The organism is Halobacillus sp. ACCC02827 (assembly GCF_030291935.1).
Lineage (GTDB): Bacteria > Bacillota > Bacilli > Bacillales > Halobacillaceae > Halobacillus.
The window spans coordinates 1,845,191-1,863,917 of the sequence record NZ_CP128168.1 but is presented as its reverse complement, the minus strand read 5'-3'; the positions used below and the strand labels follow the sequence as shown (position 1 = coordinate 1,863,917).

Here is an 18,727-nt window from a genome sequence, read left to right as displayed (position 1 = left end):
CTTAATGGTCCAGACTCTCATGTTGGATCAGGCATTGCTTAGCCACCCGATCGGCGTTTCTATTCTGTTTCTCAGGAATCCACTTATAAAATACAAAAGGAAAGGACGCCTGAAGGGTTTGTATCCGTTCAAGGAGCGGAAGAAACTTACCGTTTTTTGTAAAGTTCTTCTCAATCGTCTCGACGGCTGTCTTAGAATCAGACCGGATGGAGATGATTTCATCCGGGAAATGGTGTACACATACTTCTAATGCATGGATGATAGCTAAAAACTCAGCTTCATGATTGGACCAAGTCCCAAGATATTTAGGAAACTCGTACACTTGGTTCTTTTTCTTGATAACAACCCCTGCGGCACTCGGTCCGGGATCACCGCCGGAAGCTGCATCTGTGTAGGCTTCGATCATTGCAACATCTCCTATTCTGAAGGTTTGATCTTCTTAGCCCAATAGAAGAACGGGGTATCAAGCGCCGCCACTGCAAATTTAATTATATAGGTCGTCAGGAAGATTTCCAAGAAAATTCCGCCTGGATACAGTCCGTAAAACGCGATGGTACAGAAGATTGCTGTATCAAGCAGCTGACTGATCATCGTACTTCCATTGTTGCGGATCCATAGATGACGATCGGCTGGAAACAGCTTTTTCAATCTGGAGTAAAGCCAAACGTCAAAATACTGGCTGACAATATAGGCGGCAAGGCTTCCGATTGCTATTCTAGGTACAATACCGAATAACGTCTCCAAAGCCGGCTGGGCCATATCATTTTCCCCGGGTGCAAACAGCAGTGCTGTCTGCATGATCATCGTCATGATGATCAGGGTGGAGAATCCCATCCAAACCGCTTTTTGTGCGTCTTTCCTTCCGTATTTTTCATTCAATATATCCGTCGCTAGAAAAGCAGTCCCATAGACAATGTTCCCGAGCGTTGCGTTCAGCCCGAAAAGTTCGATGGTTTTGACGACCTGGATATTTGCAAGTACCGTTGACATCCCGATCCATACGAACAACCCGGGTTTACCGAACAGACGGTACATAGATATCAATAGTAGGAAATTAATAAGGGCAAAGCCTATCCAAATCCATTCGTTACTCATTTTAGTTCCTCCTTAGTTTTGGTATCGCGGGAGGTTTCGAACCGCGGTAATAGACCAACAGCCCTAAATTATACGATGGATTGGTAGACAATGCAATATGTAAAGTTTTAGAAAGCAGCTGAAAAAGGCAACCGTCAGCGGTTGCCTTTTTCGGCTGCTCTGTTTATGCTTTCACGACGTTGGCAGCTTGTGGGCCGCGATCGCCTTCAACGATTTCAAATGTGACCGCCTGTCCTTCTTCCAATGATTTGAATCCTTCCTCCTGGATGGCGGAGAAGTGAACGAATACATCGCTGCCGCCTTCTACCTGTATGAAACCGTAGCCCTTCTCAGCATTGAACCATTTCACTGTTCCGTTTTGCATAGGCTTCTTCCTCCTGTAACTTGCACGTAAAACGTGGGAATTACAAATATCCAAACGAAAAAAACATAGACGGCAAGGGAATAATAAAACGCCAAGCATTTCTATGGGAGCTACCTTGCTTTTGTGATTACGCTCAGTATATTTGCTTGATTTCAATATATCTTATCCGCTTAAAAGCGTCAATATTCAGACTATATGAAGGGTGAAGAATAAGAGGTTTCAGCACTTCCCTATTTCTATAGTAGATAGTGGGGTACAATAAGGTCGAAACCGTTTATTGGAAAGGATGAAGGACATCATGAAAACAGATATAGAAATCGCAAGGGAAGCAAAGATGAGACCGATTAATGAAATCATTGATCAACTGTCCTTAGGTAAGGAAGATTGGGAGCCTTATGGTCATTATAAAGCAAAATTATCCGACCGCCTGCTCGATAAATTGTCTGATCGTCCAAATGGTAAGATCATACTTACGACTTCCATTAATCCAACCCCGGCAGGAGAAGGGAAATCCACCGTGACTGTCGGGCTTGGTCAGGCGCTGAACCAAATCAACAAAAAGACCGTCATCGCTTTAAGGGAGCCCTCCCTTGGTCCGACTATGGGAATAAAAGGTGGTGCAGCCGGCGGAGGGTATGCTCAAGTCGTTCCGATGGATGACATCAACCTGCATTTCACAGGAGACATCCACGCCATTACTGCCGCGAACAATGCTTTGGCAGCATTCATTGATAACCATATCCATCAAGGAAATGCGTGCAACCTTGACCCGCGGAGAATAGAATGGAAGCGCGTCCTGGATATCAATGACCGTGCACTTCGACAAGTCGTAGTAGGGTTGGGAGGTCCTGTGAAAGGAGTGCCGAGAGAAGATGGGTTCCAGATTACCGTAGCGTCTGAGATTATGGCAATCCTCTGTCTCGCTACAGATCTAAAAGACCTAAAGCAGCGTCTGTCTAATATCGTTGTCGGTTATACATACGATAAACAGCCGGTATATGTGAAGGACCTTGGTTTTGAAGGTGCGTTGACGCTTCTTTTGAAAGATGCTGTAAAACCAAACCTCGTCCAGACGCTTGAGAACACGCCTGCCATTATCCATGGAGGACCATTCGCCAATATTGCTCACGGATGTAACAGCGTTATTGCCACACGACTGGCGGCGAAACTCGGTGACTATGTAGTTACAGAAGCCGGCTTCGGTGCAGATCTCGGGGCAGAGAAATTCTTAAATATTAAAACACGTGCCGGTGGTTTTGAACCCGATGCTGTCGTCATAGTCGCAACAATCCGAGCCCTGAAAATGCATGGTGGAGTAAAAAAAGATGCGCTGGAGACGGAAGATATCGCCGCTTTAAAACGAGGTGTTGCGAACTTGAAGAAGCACATGGAGACCATAGAACAATTCAATCTTCCTTATGTTATTGCCATCAACGCATTTCCGACAGATACGGATCGGGAGAAAGAAACGTTAGTGGATTGGTGTGAGGATGAAGGAGCCGTTGTCTCTCTTGTTAATGTGTTTCAAGAAGGGGGCAGAGGCGGTATTGACTTGGCAGAAAAAGTTGTAACGGCGTCGGCAGCAAAGACGGGTTCCATGAGGTATATGTATGATATAGAAGACAGCATTGAAGAAAAGGTGAGAAAGATTGCGGTTAACGTGTACGGGGCCGATCAAGTGGAATGGTCATCCAAAGCCAAGAAGCAGATCAACCAGCTGGAAGAACTGGGATATGGGAACTTGCCGGTCTGCATGGCTAAAACGCAGTATTCTTTAACGGATGACCCGGAAAAGCTCGGCCGGCCGGAAGGCTTTTCGATTCATGTGAAAGAATTTCATGCCTCTGTGGGTGCCGGATTTCTCGTTGCTTTGACAGGTGACGTGATGACAATGCCGGGGCTGCCTAAAAACCCTGCAGCGCTTCAAATGGATGTGAAGGACAACGGAACCATCACCGGTTTGTTTTAAGGAGTACCAGGACTCTTCTAGTCAGGAAGAGTCCTTTTTTGGTACAATATCGATAGTCTTAAGTGAAGAAAGCTTGAGTAAAGGAGGTATGGTGGGTGGGCGTGAAGATCGGTTTAACCGGTTGGGGAGACCATCCGGCTTTATATACGGAACAGACCAGATCAGAAGAAAAGCTTGCGGAATATGGTTCTCACTTTCCGGTGGTGGAAGTAGATACGGCTTTTTATGCCATTCAGCCCAGAGAAAGGTATGAGAAATGGCTGAAGGAGACGCCCGATTCGTTTTCCTTCGTTATTAAGGCCTTTCAGCAGCTGACCGGACATGACAGGGAATCCAGGTCTGTGCAGGAAGCAAGGGATTTAATGAAGCGGTACGAAGAGTCCATTCAACCAGTGTGGGAGAAAGGACAGATCGACTGCCTTTTGTTCCAATTTCCTCCCTGGTTTGATGTCAGAAAAGAAAACATAAGGAAATTGAGATACATACGTGATTGGCTGGAATCATACCCCTTGGCCCTGGAGTTCCGTAACCGGTCTTGGTTCCAAGAGGGGTATAAAGCACAGACATTGGATTTTATGAGAGATCAAGAGTGGATTCATACCATTTGTGATGAACCACAGGCGGGGGAAGGTTCTGTCCCGCGAGTGCTTGTACCCACCCACCCCAAAAAAACACTGGTACGCTTCCATGGACGAAATATTCATGGATGGAACAAGAACGGCCGGAAAGATTGGCGAAAAGTCCGTTTCTTATACCGATACAACGCAGAAGAGCTGCAGGAGTGGGCGGATCGTATAACAGAACTGCAGAAAAAAACACCGGAGATCACCCTGCTTTTTAATAATAATTCCGGTGGAGATGCGGCAGATAACGCAAAAGAAATGCAGGATCTGCTTAAGATTCAATATCATGATCTCAATCCAAGGCAGATGGATCTATTCGGATTTTAAGGGGGATCTTTGTTGAAGGAAGCTGAGAAACTGACAGAAATAAAAGCATTTGTATTCCGGCTTTTCCATGACGATGTTACAGGGCACGATGATAATCATATGCAAAGGGTCGCAGAGTGGTCGAGGTTACTTGCCGTGAAGGAAGGCGCGGACCCATTTCTTTCTGAGGTGGCCGGGTGGCTTCATGACGTTGGCGATGACAAGCTGTTTGCATCGAAGGAAGATGCGATAAAAGAGCGGGATGAGCTGTTGAGGAATCTTCATTTTTCGGAAAGAGACATCACTTATATCCATCATGCCATTGAGACCGTATCATTTCGAAAAGGGAAAACTCCGGACACTCTATTAGGAAAAGTCGTGCAGGATGCGGACCGTCTCGACGCCATTGGTGCGATTGGGATTGCTCGAACATTTGCGTTCGGCGGCGCGAAGAACCAACCCCTTTATCGAAAAGAAGGGGGCAGCTCTTTTTCTCATTTTCACGAGAAACTGCTTCTTCTTAAAGACAAAATGAATACGCCCTCCGGCAGGGAGGAAGCAGATCGACGGCATCAGTTCATGGAAGAGTTTATCAATCAATTCAACAGGGAAACAGCTTCAGAGTAAAAGGAGAATCAACATGGTGAAGAATGAACAGGCTTATCTAGATTTATGCAGAATGGTGAAAAATGAAGGAACGATAAAGCAGGACCGGACAGGGACCGGTACAAAGTCGGTTTTCGGTCATCAAATGCGGTTTGACTTGAAGGATGGGTTTCCACTGCTGACAACGAAACGGATCCCCTTTCGTTTGATTGCATCGGAATTGCTCTGGTTCATTAAAGGCGATACGAATATCCAGTATCTGCTGAAGCATAACAACAATATTTGGAATGAATGGGCGTTTCAGAAATGGATTGAAAGTGATGCCTATCAAGGGCCTGATATGACAGATTTCGGACGTCGGAGTCTCGAGGATGATTCCTTCAAGGAACGCTATGATAAAGAGATGGCAGCATTTAAGGATCGTATTCTTGAAGACGATGCATTCGCAAGAACTTACGGGGACCTCGGATCTGTTTATGGAAAACAGTGGAGGGAATGGCGTACGTCAAGAGGAGATACGATTGATCAGCTTAAAAATGTCGTAACAGCAATTAAGCATAATCCGGATTCAAGAAGACATATCGTAACAGCCTGGAACCCGGAAGATGTTCCATCCAATATGGCGCTGCCGCCATGCCATGCTCTTTTCCAATTCTACGTCGCAGATGGCAAGCTTTCCTGTCAGCTGTATCAAAGAAGTGGAGATATCTTCCTCGGCGTTCCTTTTAACATTGCGAGCTACGCGTTACTTACGCATCTGATTGCACATGAATGTGGACTGGATGTCGGGGAATTCATCCATACGCTTGGAGATGCCCATATTTACAGCAATCATTTAGAACAGATCGACACACAGCTTGCACGCACACCGAAGGATTTTCCTCAATTGAAGCTGAACCGGGATAAAAAATCCATCTTCGATTTTGAAATGGAAGATATTACAATCGAAGGGTACGAGCCTCACCCGGGTATTAAAGCGCCTGTAGCTGTCTAAAAAACATAAAGGATGTGGAAAAATGATATCTTTCATTTTCGCAATGGATAAAAATCGTTTAATCGGCAAGGACAACGACCTTCCTTGGCATATACCTAACGATTTTAAATTTTTTAAAGACATGACATGGGGAAAGACGATCATCATGGGACGTAAAACGTTTGAGTCGTTCGGTAAGCCTCTTCCAGAGCGTAAACATATCGTTATTACCAGCAATCCGGACTATGACAGGGACGGCTGCACAGTGATTCACTCTATGGAAGATATCCTAAAGCTTGAAAGGGACGAGCCTGATAAAGAATGGTTTGTCATCGGGGGAGCCGTATTATTTGAAAAGATGCTTCCACATGCGGATCGAATGTATTTAACCTATATCGATGAAAGTTTTGAAGGGGATACGTACTTTCCAGCTTTCCGGTTGGAAGATTGGGAATTGGTAGCTGAAACGAAAGGGTTGAAAGACGAGAAGAATCCGTACGATTATTATTTCCGGACATACGAGAAAAAGGAAGGGAGTAAATGACCCGCCTTTGCGGACTCGTATTAAACGGTGGTAAATCTACGAGAATGGGGACGGATAAGTCTGCACTCGTCCTTGGAGATCGTCCGGTTCTTGCACATGTAATTGATACAATGGAGCGGCTCACTTCTATTGTTGTCATCAGTCAGAACCGAGGGGATTACCCGGGGTATCCGACTGTAATGGACCACCTGAATGATGCAGGGCCGCTGTCCGGGCTCCATGCGGCTATGGAAGAAAGGGAAGAAGATTGGTTCATCGTAGCAGCAACCGACATGCCCTTTGTTCATCCCGAAGTTTATACTCATTTACTTATGCAGAGAAAAGATAAGGCCGTCATCCCTTCCTTTGACGGTCTCCTCCAGCCTATGTCAGGCATTTACCCAAGGACGATGCTTCATACACTTGACCGCTATCTTCATCAAGGCGGAAGATCCGTGAGAGGACTGCTGGAAACGGCCGGTTATACGAAAGTATCTGATTTCAGCTCATTAAAACCCGAAGTACTAAACAGGCACTTCTTTAACATGAATACATGGAATGAGTTTGAACAAGCGAAAGAGCTCTCGAAATTTACCGGCAGATAGAGACAATCTCTACCAGAACATGGTATGATGAAAGAAAGAGCGGTTTCTTTTCCCGCTTCTGTCTTTTTCTTATGAAAACGGTTAAACTAAGAATGCAAGTTATCTGAGAGGGCGGTGAAGCTGTATGGCCAGCATAGGTGTACCTGGATTGATCCTCATACTTACGATTGCACTTGTCATCTTTGGACCGAAGAAACTGCCTGAGATTGGAAAGGCTGCCGGGGAAACATTGAAGGAATTCAAGAAGTCTACACGGGAGCTTACAGAGGAGAGCAAAGACGATAAGACAGGGAAATAAGGGTTCTGTCTCTTTGTCTAATGGATGGAGGAATTGTCTTGTTTTCTAATATAGGGATACCAGGGCTTATCTTGATCCTTGTGCTTGCTCTCGTCGTTTTCGGCCCTTCTAAACTTCCTGAGATAGGAAGAGCTTTCGGCTCGTCCCTGAGGGAATTTAAGAAAGCGGCAGGGGATATTCTTTCTGACGGAGAACAGCAGAAGGCAGACAAGCCGGGCAAAGAATAATGAAAGGTGTAAGGGGACTCCCTTGCATCTTTTTTCACGTCGCGTATGGGAGGTAATGGAATTGGCTGAAGAGAAATACGACAGAGATTTAGAGATGAATGTAACGGAGCACTTGAGTGAACTGCGCAGAAGAATTATTTGGACCCTTCTCTTCTTCGTCCTTTTTTTCATTGCAGGTTTCCTCTATGTTAAACCGATTCAGGCATTTTTTGTGAAAGACCTCCCTTTTGAATTGAATATGACGAGCCCTGGAGAAATCATTTGGATCATCTTTACCATCGCAACCATTGTTGCAATTATCGGGACGCTTCCCGTTCTAGCCTTTCAGGCGTGGTTGTTTGTTAAACCGGCACTTACGCCGAAAGAAAGAAAAGTTTCGCTGTCCTACATACCTGCTGTATTCCTTCTTTTTCTGGCAGGACTGACATTCGGATATCTCGTGTTTGTCCATCTAATTCTTCCTTTCTTGTTGTCGCTTAACGATGGAATGTTTAATGAGATCTATACAGTGGAAAGATATTTCCGCTTCTTATTCCGTGTGACCATCCCGTTTGCCATCTTGTTTGAGATTCCTATTCTGGTTATGTTTCTCACAAGTCTTGGTATCGTTACCCCAGGCTTTCTAGTCAAAATTAGAAAGTATGCATATTTCGTACTGGTTATTATCGGAACCATTATTTCCCCTCCGGATTTCATTCTTCAGCTTGTCGTGGCGGTTCCTCTGATCATTCTTTATGAGATCAGCATTCTCCTATCGCGTGTCGTTTACAGGAAGAAGAAGGAAGCGCATGAAGCGTTTATGGATGATTCCAACGGGTAAAGGGTTGTCATACTTATAAGACAGAAGAATCCTCGATATACAGGGGGTTCTTTTTTTCTTTTGTCGTTGAATTTATTGGAAAAAACCGTAATGTTTTGCCGAATTCGTCCGTTCGTGATAAAAATAAGGAAGAAGATCGAGGAGGAAACAGAAAATGAGATCGTTTTACCATTATATGATGCGTTACCGCGGTAACCTGGTTTTAAATGAAGAAAAACAGCTTGCAGAGTGGATGTTTAAAGACCACAGTTTTCCGAGACAAGCGAAGACGTACGATGAGATCAGCAGATACTTGGAATGGAATGCTCCTTTCCCCTCTGCCTTATCAGCATTTGACAGACTTTACGAACAATATATGTTAGAGGAGGAGTAGGCATGAAATTCATCCATACAGCGGATTGGCACCTCGGCAAAATCGTAAACTCGGTACATATGACAGAGGATCAGCGTTGGATTCTCGCTAAATTCATAGAGATAGTGAAAACGGAGGCTCCGGATGCAGTGGTGATTGCAGGAGACCTCTACGACCGCTCCATTCCTCCAAAGCAGGCAGTGGAGTTGTTAAACGAGACCCTGACAACTTTAATTAATGACCTGGGCATCCCTGTACTTGCCATTTCAGGTAATCATGATAGTCCTGACCGCCTTCAATTTGGTAGTGAACTGTTCAGGAGGCAGGGACTTTTCCTTGATACGAAACTGAAGCCGAACAGACAGCCTGTTACGTTATACGATACGCACGGCCCGGTACATTTTCACTTAATTCCGTACGTCGAGCCGGCAGAAGCGGCATCTGTTCTGGAAGATGATACAATCCATTCTCATCAGCAGGCGGCAGAAGCGCTTGTGCAGGATATAAAGGATAGATTTAACGAAGAGGAACGGCACGTGTGGGTAGGTCACTCCTTTTTAGCTGGAGGAATGGAGAGCGAGTCCGAAGAAAGGCTCTCCATGATTGGAGGCAGTCCCTATGTCGATGCTGCATTATATGATGGATTTTCTTATGTAGCGCTCGGGCACCTGCATCAATCCCAGCGAATCACTAGGGATTATATCCGCTACAGCGGATCCATTCTAAAGTACTCTTTCTCGGAAGCCAATCATAAGAAGTCAGTCACAGTTGTCGAAATGGATGAGTCGGGAGACACTACATTTACTAAAGTTCCCCTTGTTCCAGAGAGAGATTTTGAAATCGTTGAGGGATTTTTCGAAGATCTTATGGTAGGAGAGGCGGCAGGAAACCCAGAGAATTATCTGCACATTCGATTATTGGATGACGGCCAGCTGATTGATCCGATGGGAAAATTACGTCAAGTTTATCCTAATATACTTCATTTGGAGAGAAGAAGATCCCTTACCTATGCGAATCTGGAAGATCTCCATGAAGTGAAAAAGCGACAGACATTATCGTATCAGGATCTATTTCGATCTTTTTATGAAGATATAAAGGGAGACGAAATATCAGAGCATCGAAGCCGGTTGGTGGAAGATGCGGTGCAGCACTTGAAACAGGAGGACAGGGGGCGTTGATATGAAGGCATTAGCTATTCGAATGGGAGCATTTGGTCCCTACAGGAATGAACAAGTGGTCGATTTTACAATGCTCGGCGGTGAATCGATCTTTTTAATTACCGGACCTACCGGAGCTGGTAAAACAACAATTTTTGATGCCATGTGCTTTGCTTTATACGGGCGTGCGAGCGGAAGTGACCGGGATCAGGATACAATGAGGAGTCACTTCGCCCATCCTAATGATCCGACGTTTGTGGAGTTTTCCTTCGAGCTGAGAGGGAAAACCTATCGGGTGGTAAGAATGCCCAAACAGACAAGAAAGAAGGAGCGGGGAGAAGGGTTTAAGGAAGACCCGGCTCGTGCGGAGCTGTTCCTCTTAACAAACGATCAGGAACAGCTGGTTGCATCGAAGGTGAAGGAAGTCAACGAATATATTGAGGAAATCATCGGTTTAGATTATGAACAATTCCGTAAGATGATCATGATCCCTCAAGGGGAATTCCGTAAGCTTATTTCCGAGAACAGTAAGGAACGGGAGGAGATACTTCAACGTATCTTCAAAACGAAGTTCTTTGATGACATAACCGAATACTTTAAAACACAGTCCAAACAGCTGGAAGAAGAAATCAAACAGTTTGAATGGAAGATCGAGCAGGAACGGAATCAAGTCGTTTGGGAAGATCAAGAAGCCACCTATGAAAGCGAGGAACTATCCCGTTTCAATACGCGTCTGGATGATCGCCTGGAAAAACAGGAAACACTTGTCGCTGCGGAAAAAGAAGCGGTGGAACGACTAGAAATAGAAGTCGATGAATGGAAAAAACGGTACCACCACTCGGAGCAGCTCCTGGAATTGTTTGAGGAAAAAGCATTGCTTGATGAAGAGAAGCACGCACTGGATCAGAAGCACAGCGAAGTGGAAAAAACAGAGAAAGAGCTGCAAGCCGCAAGAAGAGCCGCCGAGATCACTCCCTATGAGAAACAATACAAGGAACGGATGGAGGAATGGCAGAAGTGGCAGAAATCGTATGAAGATAAACTTGCAAGTCTTAAAACTATTCGTGAAGAATTCCATCAGATCGATGAGGCTTATCACAAGCTTTCAGGAAAAGAGGAAGAGCGGGAACAGTTGAAAAGCTCTTGGGAGCAAGCAGTGGAAGAGCAGGAGAATGTAGCCATTTATAATAAACTGCTCGAAGACAGCAAAGCATACACAACATCCATTGCAACGAAGGAAAAGAAGCTGGGCGAGCGGAAGGAAGCATTGGGCAAATGCGAAAACCGTGCGGAAGAATTGAAAAATCAACGAAGAAAAGAGCGGGAAACGTCCGATTCCTGGTATGAAGCGAAGCAGCGAATAGACGTACTCTATAAGCGGTTGGAAGGGCTTCGGCAATTGCAGGAGCATTGGCGTAAACTTGAGGAGATGCGCAGAAACTATCAATCTTTCATGAAACAGTATAAAAACGCAGAGGTCCGTCAACAGTCTTCCAAGCAGGCTTACGAGGATTCTCTCGAAGAAATCCGCCATCATCATGCGTACACTCTTTCTTTGAAGCTGGAAGAAGACACGCCGTGTCCTGTTTGTGGAAGCAGCGATCATCCCCGCCCGGTCGATCGTCCATTAAATGTCCCGGCTCAGGAAGAGCTAGACCGCCTGAAACAAGTTTATCAAGAGGATGATGCTGCTTATCAAGAAATGCAGCGCCAATTGGTAACAGTTACATCGGCTGGAGAAGCGCAGAGACAGCTGACGGAGAAGGCCATGGAAGAATGGGATGGTTATGTGAAAACGCTGGATGAACAGGCCATTCAACGGGCCATTATTCAATCTGAAGAGGATCTGAAAGCGGCAGAGCAGCGCTTTGAAGAGCTTGATGCCATGTGGAAATCGTTGACGGAAGCGGCGAAAGAACTGGAACAGGTGGAAGAACGTTCGGCGAAGCTTCGATCCGCTCAGGAAGAAACGAGAAGTCGTCTGCACGAAGAAGAGCAGCAACACGTCAAGATCCTTTCCAAGGTGCAGGCCATGGAAGAAAATTATGCGTTCTCTTCCACAGATGTCACAACGCTGAAAGAAAAAGCAGAGAACCGACGCGGTCTCTATGTTAAAGCTCTAAATGAGTGGGAAGAGTTGAAGGAGAAACACCGTACCAAGAAGGAGCAGCTGCAGCAGTTGACAACCGCTGTCGAGGAAGGTGGGCGTTATTTGGAGGATCTGGATAAAGCTGTTAAAAAGTCGAAAAAACAACTTGATCAAACGCTCGTTCAATTTTCTTTCCATGATCATGAAGCATATAAGCAGGCGGTGCGTTCTCCGGGGTTCATAGCTGAGAACCAGCGTATTGTCGATGATTATGAGAAGAGGAAAAGCATAGTGAAAGACCGTGTGAAAGATCTCGATCAACGCCTTGCTGATAAGCATAAGCCGGATTTGGAAGAGCTCCAGTCTCTCCTTGATGAAAAACGCCGAATACTTGCCATTAAGCAGGAAGCTTTCAATGAACGGAGCGCAGCGTACCGAAAGAACCGGGAAATCCGGGAGAAGATAAATATGCTCATGGATGACCAAGGGGAACTGGCTTCCAAGTATTACGATATTGCAGAACTAGCCCAATTGGCAAAAGGGGACAACCATCTCCGCCTTTCTCTTGAACGTTATGTTCTAGCTTCTTACCTTGATGAAATCCTTGTTCAGGCAAATGTGCGCCTGGATCAGATGACCGATCACCGCTATCAGCTGATTCGCAGTGACGCAGTTGCCAAACGAGGAGCTCAGAGCGGGCTGGATTTGGAAATAATTGATCACCATACAGGAAAACAACGTTCGGTTCGAACCCTGTCCGGAGGAGAAGGCTTCAAAACTTCTTTAAGTCTTGCCCTTGGTATGGCTGATGTGGTACAGGCCCATGCGGGTGGTGTCCAGCTGGATACCTTATTCATTGATGAAGGCTTTGGAACGTTGGATGAAATTTCCTTAGAGCAGGCAATCTCCTGCCTTCGCAGTCTCCAAGATGGAAACAGGCTGCTTGGGATCATTTCCCACGTCCCACAGCTGAAAGAAGAAATTCCTGCCAAACTGCAAATCCGTGCGGGAGTAAGGGGATCCACATTGGAATTCACTTTTCAGTAACGGAATGAACAAGTATTCGACAAAGGATCAGACACGAAATAAAAGCGTATGACATGGAACGACGGTTTAATCTTCCTATTGTCGCTACGTGCGCTTGCCCGGGAAATATAGACTGGGAAATCTTAAAAGAGAACGGGGAAATACTGCACCATTTGGAGGGAGGGGTACGTATGTTAAATAATGATTGGAATGAGTTGCTTGAAGAGGAAAAAGAGAAGGATTATTTCCTTCAACTGAAACAGAAGTTGAACGAGGAATATAAAGAGCATCGGGTCTATCCTGCTAAGTCGGAGATATTGAATGCTCTTGCTTTCACTCCCAGGGAAGCTACCAAAGTAGTCATTCTCGGCCAAGATCCTTATCACGGCAAGGGACAGGCGCATGGGTTCAGTTTTTCCGTTCGTCCGGATGTTACCATTCCCCCGAGTTTAAGGAATATATATAAAGAACTGCACCATGATTTAGACATCCCAGCACCTAATCACGGCTGCCTGCTGCATTGGGCGGAACAAGGGGTCCTGCTTCTGAATGATGTCCTGACCGTCAGAGAGAAGCAGCCTAATTCCCATAAGGGGATAGGGTGGGAGCGATTTACAGATGCTGTCATAGAAATACTTAATCAAAGAGAACGACCGGTAGTGTTCCTTTTATGGGGAAAACACGCACAGAAAAAAGGCGCTTCTATAGATACAGAGAAGCATATGGTGATCGCTTCCCCTCACCCAAGTCCATTTGCGGCTCACCGTGGATTCTTTGGGAGTAAACCATTCTCCCGCGTGAACGAATTTTTGAAAAAGCATGGGGAAGAACCTATCGATTGGAAGCTTCCAGCCGATTGTCCGGACGCATGAGCCCAAACCAGATTGAAAGAAGGGCATATGCTACAGTATTCTAAAGTTTCGGAGGGGTTTATATGTTTCCTACAGGTCAACCACCATACCCTCCTATGGGGCAGTTTCGAGGGTTTCAACAAGCCGTCCAACCGAATATGATGCGTTCTGCAGCACCCTTTTTCCAAGGAGGGGGACCTGGAGGGGCCATGCGTGCTTTCGGCGCACCCGGCTTCGGAGCTCCTGGTTTCCTGGGTAATGCAGGATCTGCAGTCCCGGGATTCTTCGGAGGCGGATCCGGTTTGGGTACGAAGGCGTTAGGTGCAGCAGGCACAGCTGCTAAAAGCGGAGGGGCAGGATGGATCGGTTATATGCAGACCGCGTTGAAAGCGATGCAGTCAGCGGCTCCGATGATGCAGCAATACGGACCGATGTTGAAGAACATCCCGGCGATGATTAATATGATGAAAATCATGAATGAGCCGGATGAAGAAGAAACATCGCCGGAAAAGGAAGAGAAAGAAGGGACGTCAAATGCTTCCGAATCGAGCAGTTTCGGGAGTTCAGAGTCCGAGCAGCAAGAAGATCAAGGAGCATCACAGCCTAAATTGTATATTTAGGCTGTGCGTGTCACTTGATTTTTTTTTATGAATTAGAAAGAATAGGAACATGCAGGAAAAGCATGAACCTACGTTTAGGAGGTTTTTAATAATGAGTAATCAAGTAGAAAAAGCAACATTTGCCGGGGGATGTTTCTGGTGTATGGTGGAGCCGTTCGACGAACGTCCGGGTATCCACTCCGTTGTTTCCGGCTACACCGGAGGCCATACGGAAAATCCGACATACATGGAAGTTGTATCAGAGACAACGGGACACCGGGAAGCCGTGCAAATCACCTACGACCCGGAGATCTTCCCTTATGAGCGTCTCCTGCAGCTGTTCTGGCAGCAGATTGATCCGACAGATGCCGGCGGTCAATTTGCAGACCGAGGCCAGTCTTATACGACAGCTATTTATTATCACAGTGCAGAACAGAAGCGTTTGGCCGAAGAGAGTAAACAAGGTTTGGAGGAGTCCGGTAAGTTTAAAGCTCCGATTGTGACGGAAATCCTCCCTGCTGAAGTTTTTTACCCTGCAGAGGACAAGCATCAGGACTACTACAAGAAGAGCAAGTTTCATTACAAGCGATACAAAAAAGGCTCCGGAAGAGCAGATTTCATCAAAAACCATTGGAGCTTTCCGAAGGATAAAAAGGAACTCCGCAGTCAATTAACGGATATTCAATATATGGTGACGCAGGAAAATGGTACCGAGCGTCCATTTCAGAACGAATACCATGACCATGAAGGGGAAGGAATTTACGTTGACATCGTTTCCAAAGAACCGCTTTTCAGTTCCAAGGATAAATACGATGCCGGTTGCGGCTGGCCGAGCTTCACGAAGCCCATTGAGAAGGTGAAAGAAGAATTGGATACATCCCATGGTATGTTCCGGACAGAAGTTCGATCGGAGCAGGCGGATTCTCATCTTGGCCACGTTTTCGATGACGGTCCCCGGGACAAGGGTGGATTGAGATACTGCATCAACTCCGCTGCGCTCGAATTCGTACCGGCAGAAGAAATGGAAGAAAAAGGGTATGGGTACTTGAAGCACTTGTTCCGCTGATGATCCTGTTCTCCCATCCTCATTCTTCTTGGGTAATGGTATAATGAAAGGATGAGGGGGAACGGAAGTGGGAAGAAAAAGGGCACTGACACAAGAAGAAATATTCAAGGTGACAGGCGAAGTTATGCGTACCGAGGGAATCAAAGGTATCCACTTCAAGAAACTTGCAACAATGCTTGATGTGAGCAGAAGCACCTTTTATGATTATTTCGAAAACAAAGAAGCACTGATCCTCGCCTATATGAAGGCAATGATGGATGAGATGGAATCCAAAATATCTGAAATCCCTGCGGATATCGCACCGAACCAAAAGCTCTACCGGCTCTTGATCGTCCTTCTTGAACATGCAGAGGTTCATCATATCGATCAGATGATCCGTGAACTGCAGTCCGGGGATAAAAGCCTTACTTTCTTTATCCGTACGGAAGTCCATCAGAATTTGATGGAGACATATAAGAAGATGCTTGATTGGATCAATGCCAGTAAAGAGGAAGGGATTTGGAATCATGATGTCGATACAGAACTGCTCGGGGATTTGATTTTCCATTCCATCCTGTTTCCACAACGAGAAAAACTTGGTGTGAAGAAGTTGGCCGATCAACTTTTTCATATGCTGGAACGTGGAGTTCTTCAAACAAGGTGACAGCCGGTATCCTGATTAGAGGATACCGGCTGTCCTTTTTACAAGAATTCAGAGAAAGGGGTTTTTCCATTCTGTTAATAAACCGTAGTTGCAGGATTCCGCATCTTCCAAATAACCTGGGACAGGCCGGATGGGAGACCGCCCGGACTTTAACAAAAAAGTAAGCACAGGATCTTGTATCTCAGAAGCTATAACGAGATTTACATATTCCTCTGCTGTCCATTCGTGGCTGTATTTATGGTAAAGAGGCATCCGTGCGCCCCCTACAAGCCTGGTCAGCCCGAACTGAATAACGATTTCATACATGGCCTGTGTCAACTGTCTGCCGAGTCCGAGGGAACGGAAGTCCGGATCGACACACAAGTCGACGACATATAAAGTATCCCCTTCCGGGTCGTGCGTCTCCATGGAGCCGTCTGCTGTGATCTCCTTCCAAGTATGGTCTTTGTCATCATCCAGGTGTACTTGCATCGCCGTCATGGAACCAGCGATCGTTCCTTCCACTTCTATACATAAACAACCGGTGGGAAAAGCGGCAAGCTGCTGACTCAATTGCTCTTTGGTCCACCACAAATCAGAGGGGAACGGGGGAGGGAATGCTTTTTTCTGAATGTTTATCAACGTTTCGAAATCCTTTTCTTCATAAGGTCTGATATGAATGTGTCTGTACTTTTTTTTCATCTTATCGTATCCGTAGAGCCATTTATTCATAAAAACACCTCTTTAATAAAATTTAAAATTTGAAAGGGGAGGGAAACATGAGGTATCCTTCACTCTCCACCTATGCCATTGCTCTTTTAGGCGGTTGTATGTTCCAGCTGCTCCACATTCCAATTCCGTTCATTCTCGGTCCTGTGACGGCCATTGTGTTTGCTAAATCCCTTTTCCATATGGAAAGCAGTACGTTTCCATTAGCAAGAGATATTGCCTTTGTCCTGTTGGGAATTCAAATCGGCCATACGTTTACTTCCGATACGTTCACGAGTATTTTCCCATATATGCTTCCATATGCGCTGCTTTCTTTTCTAATGATAGGAATCTGCCTCGTCATCGGGTTGGGGATATCGAAACGGACGGGAATGGATAAAACGACGAGTATGGTCGGAAGTTCTCCCGGTGGTTTATCTGCAATGATCGCTATCAGTGAATCGCTGCAAGGGAACAGCGGGCTTGTCACAATCTTTCATACGCTGCGTCTCATGAGTGTTTTATTCATTATACCTTTTTTTGTCACCCATATGTGGGGGGGAGAAAATTCCGCCGCGGTTGATTATTCCCTTTCCGTCGACGGGCCTTTGTGGACGGTCCTCTTTTACATTCTCGTATTCTTCATCGGCATGAAGGGAAAGCATAAGATACCCGCAGGGCTCGTCGTCCTGCCTATGATTGTTATTGGGGCCATTCAGACTTCCGGGCTCTTCCTGTATTCGCTCCCGTCCTCTTTATTTTCAGCTTCTCAGCTGATGGTAGGGACGTACCTCGGCCATACGATCATGCCGAGGGAGATTGTCCGTGCAGGTAAGAGCTGCTTCTACTTTCTATCTCTTTCTATTTTCATAATCGCTGTAGGGATCCTGTTTGCCTTTTTGTTTTCATTCTGGACAGGTGTCGATATTGTCACGTCCGTCCTTGCTCTGGCGCCTGGAGGATTAGTGGAAATGTCTATTACCGCCGGCCAGACGGGAGGAGATCCTGCCGTCGTAAGCTCGCTTCAAACCATTCGGTTATTGACTATTGTACTCGTTCTGCCGCTTTTATTTAAACGGATGGAAAGGCATATACGTATGTAGTATTTTGACATTGTCTCGAATTAAAGATAATATAAGTAAGAATAACACTTACAATTAACTGTATTTATATTATGTAAATTAAACTCAAGGAGGGTACTATGATGAACAGAAAACATATTTATAAAGAAGGGGCCAACCCATCGGGTAACGTTTTGCTATTGTTGCACGGAACCGGTGGTACAGAACAGGATCTCCTTCCGTTAGCTGAGATGATTGATTCGGAAGCAGCGGTTCTTTCTGTCCGTGGAACCGTCACAGAAAACGGAATGCCTCGCTTCTTTAAACGACTTCAAGAAGGTGTGTTTGATATAGAGGATTTGGTCGCTAGAACAGAAGAGCTGAATCAATTCCTCGATGAAGCAGCAGATCATTATGGTTTCGATCGTAAAGAGGTTATTGCCGTCGGTTATTCCAACGGTGCGAATATAGCGGGAAGTCTTCTATTCCACTATGAAAAAGCATTGAAAGGAGCCATCCTCTTCCACCCAATGGTACCAAGAAGAGAAATCGAACTTCCTGAACACCCCGGCCTTCCGGTATTTATCGGGGCAGGGGAAAATGATCCGATCTGCCCCGCGAAGGAAACAAAAGATTTGAAAAACCTGTTGGAGGAAGCAGGAGCGGAAGTTGAGGAGCATTGGGAGCAGATGGGACATCAATTGACGGCTAATGAAGTGAAGGCTGCTTCGGAATGGTATAAGCGGACATTTTAACAACCTCTTGTTGAGTCTCTTTGTTCGTTGTA

General features: G+C 45.7%; 22 protein-coding genes. 18 read left to right on the top strand and 4 right to left on the bottom strand.

Annotated elements, in window-relative coordinates:
- Position 1: 1 nt before the first annotated feature.
- From QRD89_RS09900 to QRD89_RS09890, 3 genes are all read right to left on the bottom strand, one after another.
- Complete coding sequence (locus QRD89_RS09900; protein WP_008640571.1) at positions 2-406, bottom strand: ribonuclease HI family protein; 405 nt, start codon at positions 404-406, stop codon at positions 2-4.
- Positions 407-417: 11 nt separating this feature from the next.
- Positions 418-1,095 (bottom strand): queuosine precursor transporter, encoded by a 678-nt coding sequence (locus QRD89_RS09895; protein ID WP_008640569.1) that lies wholly within the window; start codon positions 1,093-1,095, stop codon positions 418-420.
- Positions 1,096-1,258: 163 nt separating this feature from the next.
- Complete coding sequence (locus tag QRD89_RS09890; protein ID WP_008640480.1) at positions 1,259-1,459, bottom strand: cold-shock protein; 201 nt, start codon at positions 1,457-1,459, stop codon at positions 1,259-1,261.
- 298 nt (positions 1,460-1,757) lie between these two features.
- Here QRD89_RS09890 and QRD89_RS09885 point away from each other — a divergent pair, with 298 nt between their 5' ends.
- The 16 genes from QRD89_RS09885 (at position 1,758) to QRD89_RS09810 (ending at position 16,192) form a co-directional block, all read left to right on the top strand.
- The gene (locus QRD89_RS09885; RefSeq protein ID WP_286095161.1) at positions 1,758-3,428 is read left to right on the top strand and encodes a formate--tetrahydrofolate ligase; all 1,671 of its coding nucleotides are present in this window, start codon (positions 1,758-1,760) and stop codon (positions 3,426-3,428) included.
- Between the two features lie 95 nt (positions 3,429-3,523).
- The gene (locus QRD89_RS09880) at positions 3,524-4,378 is read left to right on the top strand and encodes a DUF72 domain-containing protein (RefSeq protein WP_008640482.1); all 855 of its coding nucleotides are present in this window, start codon (positions 3,524-3,526) and stop codon (positions 4,376-4,378) included.
- Between the two features lie 12 nt (positions 4,379-4,390).
- Positions 4,391-4,984 (top strand): HD domain-containing protein, encoded by a 594-nt coding sequence (locus tag QRD89_RS09875; protein ID WP_026577384.1) that lies wholly within the window; start codon positions 4,391-4,393, stop codon positions 4,982-4,984.
- 13 nt (positions 4,985-4,997) lie between these two features.
- Positions 4,998-5,957 carry a thymidylate synthase gene (locus tag QRD89_RS09870; protein WP_062513492.1) on the top strand — a complete coding sequence of 320 codons (960 nt, stop codon included), beginning with the start codon at positions 4,998-5,000 and terminating at the stop codon, positions 5,955-5,957.
- 22 nt (positions 5,958-5,979) lie between these two features.
- Complete coding sequence (locus QRD89_RS09865) at positions 5,980-6,480, top strand: dihydrofolate reductase (RefSeq protein WP_008640485.1); 501 nt, start codon at positions 5,980-5,982, stop codon at positions 6,478-6,480.
- A complete protein-coding gene (mobA, locus tag QRD89_RS09860) occupies positions 6,477-7,064 on the top strand; it encodes a molybdenum cofactor guanylyltransferase (RefSeq protein ID WP_286095160.1) in 588 nt (195 codons plus the stop codon). The genes QRD89_RS09865 and mobA overlap by 4 nt, the downstream gene beginning before the upstream one ends.
- Before the next feature lie 124 nt (positions 7,065-7,188).
- Positions 7,189-7,362, top strand: coding sequence for a twin-arginine translocase TatA/TatE family subunit (locus tag QRD89_RS09855; RefSeq protein WP_062513489.1), 174 nt, complete (start codon positions 7,189-7,191; stop codon positions 7,360-7,362).
- Positions 7,363-7,400: 38 nt separating this feature from the next.
- Positions 7,401-7,589 (top strand): twin-arginine translocase TatA/TatE family subunit, encoded by a 189-nt coding sequence (gene tatA, locus QRD89_RS09850; RefSeq protein WP_008640498.1) that lies wholly within the window; start codon positions 7,401-7,403, stop codon positions 7,587-7,589.
- 55 nt (positions 7,590-7,644) lie between these two features.
- Positions 7,645-8,409, top strand: a complete 765-nt coding sequence (tatC, locus tag QRD89_RS09845; protein WP_026577387.1) for a twin-arginine translocase subunit TatC — start codon at positions 7,645-7,647, stop codon at positions 8,407-8,409.
- A 154-nt stretch (positions 8,410-8,563) separates the two neighbouring features.
- Entirely contained in the window at positions 8,564-8,782 is a 219-nt protein-coding gene (locus tag QRD89_RS09840; protein WP_008640502.1) for a YozE family protein, read from the top strand.
- A 2-nt stretch (positions 8,783-8,784) separates the two neighbouring features.
- Entirely contained in the window at positions 8,785-9,939 is a 1,155-nt protein-coding gene (locus QRD89_RS09835; protein ID WP_026577388.1) for an exonuclease SbcCD subunit D, read from the top strand.
- Between the two features lies 1 nt (position 9,940).
- A complete protein-coding gene (locus QRD89_RS09830) occupies positions 9,941-13,054 on the top strand; it encodes an AAA family ATPase (RefSeq protein ID WP_286095159.1) in 3,114 nt (1,037 codons plus the stop codon).
- Positions 13,055-13,224: 170 nt separating this feature from the next.
- The gene (locus QRD89_RS09825) at positions 13,225-13,905 is read left to right on the top strand and encodes a uracil-DNA glycosylase (protein ID WP_026577390.1); all 681 of its coding nucleotides are present in this window, start codon (positions 13,225-13,227) and stop codon (positions 13,903-13,905) included.
- A gap of 62 nt (positions 13,906-13,967) precedes the next feature.
- Positions 13,968-14,504, top strand: coding sequence for a VrrA/YqfQ family protein (gene vrrA / locus QRD89_RS09820; RefSeq protein ID WP_286095158.1), 537 nt, complete (start codon positions 13,968-13,970; stop codon positions 14,502-14,504).
- Positions 14,505-14,595: 91 nt separating this feature from the next.
- Positions 14,596-15,549: a peptide-methionine (R)-S-oxide reductase MsrB gene (gene msrB, locus QRD89_RS09815; protein ID WP_062513479.1), complete on the top strand. Its 954-nt coding sequence runs from the start codon at positions 14,596-14,598 to the stop codon at positions 15,547-15,549.
- A gap of 67 nt (positions 15,550-15,616) precedes the next feature.
- Complete coding sequence (locus QRD89_RS09810; protein ID WP_286095157.1) at positions 15,617-16,192, top strand: TetR/AcrR family transcriptional regulator; 576 nt, start codon at positions 15,617-15,619, stop codon at positions 16,190-16,192.
- A 48-nt stretch (positions 16,193-16,240) separates the two neighbouring features.
- Here the strand turns inward: QRD89_RS09810 and QRD89_RS09805 are convergent, their stop codons facing one another.
- Positions 16,241-16,903: a GNAT family N-acetyltransferase gene (locus QRD89_RS09805; RefSeq protein ID WP_008640004.1), complete on the bottom strand. Its 663-nt coding sequence runs from the start codon at positions 16,901-16,903 to the stop codon at positions 16,241-16,243.
- 47 nt (positions 16,904-16,950) lie between these two features.
- Between QRD89_RS09805 and QRD89_RS09800 the strand changes: the two genes are divergently transcribed.
- A complete protein-coding gene (locus tag QRD89_RS09800; RefSeq protein ID WP_026577393.1) occupies positions 16,951-17,982 on the top strand; it encodes an AbrB family transcriptional regulator in 1,032 nt (343 codons plus the stop codon).
- A 101-nt stretch (positions 17,983-18,083) separates the two neighbouring features.
- Positions 18,084-18,695 carry an alpha/beta hydrolase gene (locus tag QRD89_RS09795; protein ID WP_286096875.1) on the top strand — a complete coding sequence of 204 codons (612 nt, stop codon included), beginning with the start codon at positions 18,084-18,086 and terminating at the stop codon, positions 18,693-18,695.
- Positions 18,696-18,727: the final 32 nt, after the last annotated feature.

Excerpts from the sequence above, each read along its gene's own strand:
- QRD89_RS09900 (WP_008640571.1), bottom strand. The coding sequence starts at position 406 with ATGATCGAAGCCTACACAGATGCAGCTTCCGGCGGTGATCCCGGACCG.
- QRD89_RS09895 (WP_008640569.1), bottom strand. The coding sequence starts at position 1,095 with ATGAGTAACGAATGGATTTGGATAGGCTTTGCCCTTATTAATTTCCTA.
- QRD89_RS09890 (WP_008640480.1), bottom strand. The coding sequence starts at position 1,459 with ATGCAAAACGGAACAGTGAAATGGTTCAATGCTGAGAAGGGCTACGGT.
- QRD89_RS09885 (WP_286095161.1), top strand. The coding sequence starts at position 1,758 with ATGAAAACAGATATAGAAATCGCAAGGGAAGCAAAGATGAGACCGATT.
- QRD89_RS09870 (WP_062513492.1), top strand. The coding sequence starts at position 4,998 with ATGGTGAAGAATGAACAGGCTTATCTAGATTTATGCAGAATGGTGAAA.
- QRD89_RS09865 (WP_008640485.1), top strand. The coding sequence starts at position 5,980 with ATGATATCTTTCATTTTCGCAATGGATAAAAATCGTTTAATCGGCAAG.
- mobA (WP_286095160.1), top strand. The coding sequence starts at position 6,477 with ATGACCCGCCTTTGCGGACTCGTATTAAACGGTGGTAAATCTACGAGA.
- QRD89_RS09855 (WP_062513489.1), top strand. The coding sequence starts at position 7,189 with ATGGCCAGCATAGGTGTACCTGGATTGATCCTCATACTTACGATTGCA.
- tatC (WP_026577387.1), top strand. The coding sequence starts at position 7,645 with ATGGAATTGGCTGAAGAGAAATACGACAGAGATTTAGAGATGAATGTA.
- QRD89_RS09840 (WP_008640502.1), top strand. The coding sequence starts at position 8,564 with ATGAGATCGTTTTACCATTATATGATGCGTTACCGCGGTAACCTGGTT.
- QRD89_RS09835 (WP_026577388.1), top strand. The coding sequence starts at position 8,785 with ATGAAATTCATCCATACAGCGGATTGGCACCTCGGCAAAATCGTAAAC.
- QRD89_RS09830 (WP_286095159.1), top strand. The coding sequence starts at position 9,941 with ATGAAGGCATTAGCTATTCGAATGGGAGCATTTGGTCCCTACAGGAAT.
- QRD89_RS09825 (WP_026577390.1), top strand. The coding sequence starts at position 13,225 with ATGTTAAATAATGATTGGAATGAGTTGCTTGAAGAGGAAAAAGAGAAG.
- vrrA (WP_286095158.1), top strand. The coding sequence starts at position 13,968 with ATGTTTCCTACAGGTCAACCACCATACCCTCCTATGGGGCAGTTTCGA.
- msrB (WP_062513479.1), top strand. The coding sequence starts at position 14,596 with ATGAGTAATCAAGTAGAAAAAGCAACATTTGCCGGGGGATGTTTCTGG.
- QRD89_RS09805 (WP_008640004.1), bottom strand. The coding sequence starts at position 16,903 with ATGAATAAATGGCTCTACGGATACGATAAGATGAAAAAAAAGTACAGA.
- QRD89_RS09800 (WP_026577393.1), top strand. The coding sequence starts at position 16,951 with ATGAGGTATCCTTCACTCTCCACCTATGCCATTGCTCTTTTAGGCGGT.
- QRD89_RS09795 (WP_286096875.1), top strand. The coding sequence starts at position 18,084 with ATGAACAGAAAACATATTTATAAAGAAGGGGCCAACCCATCGGGTAAC.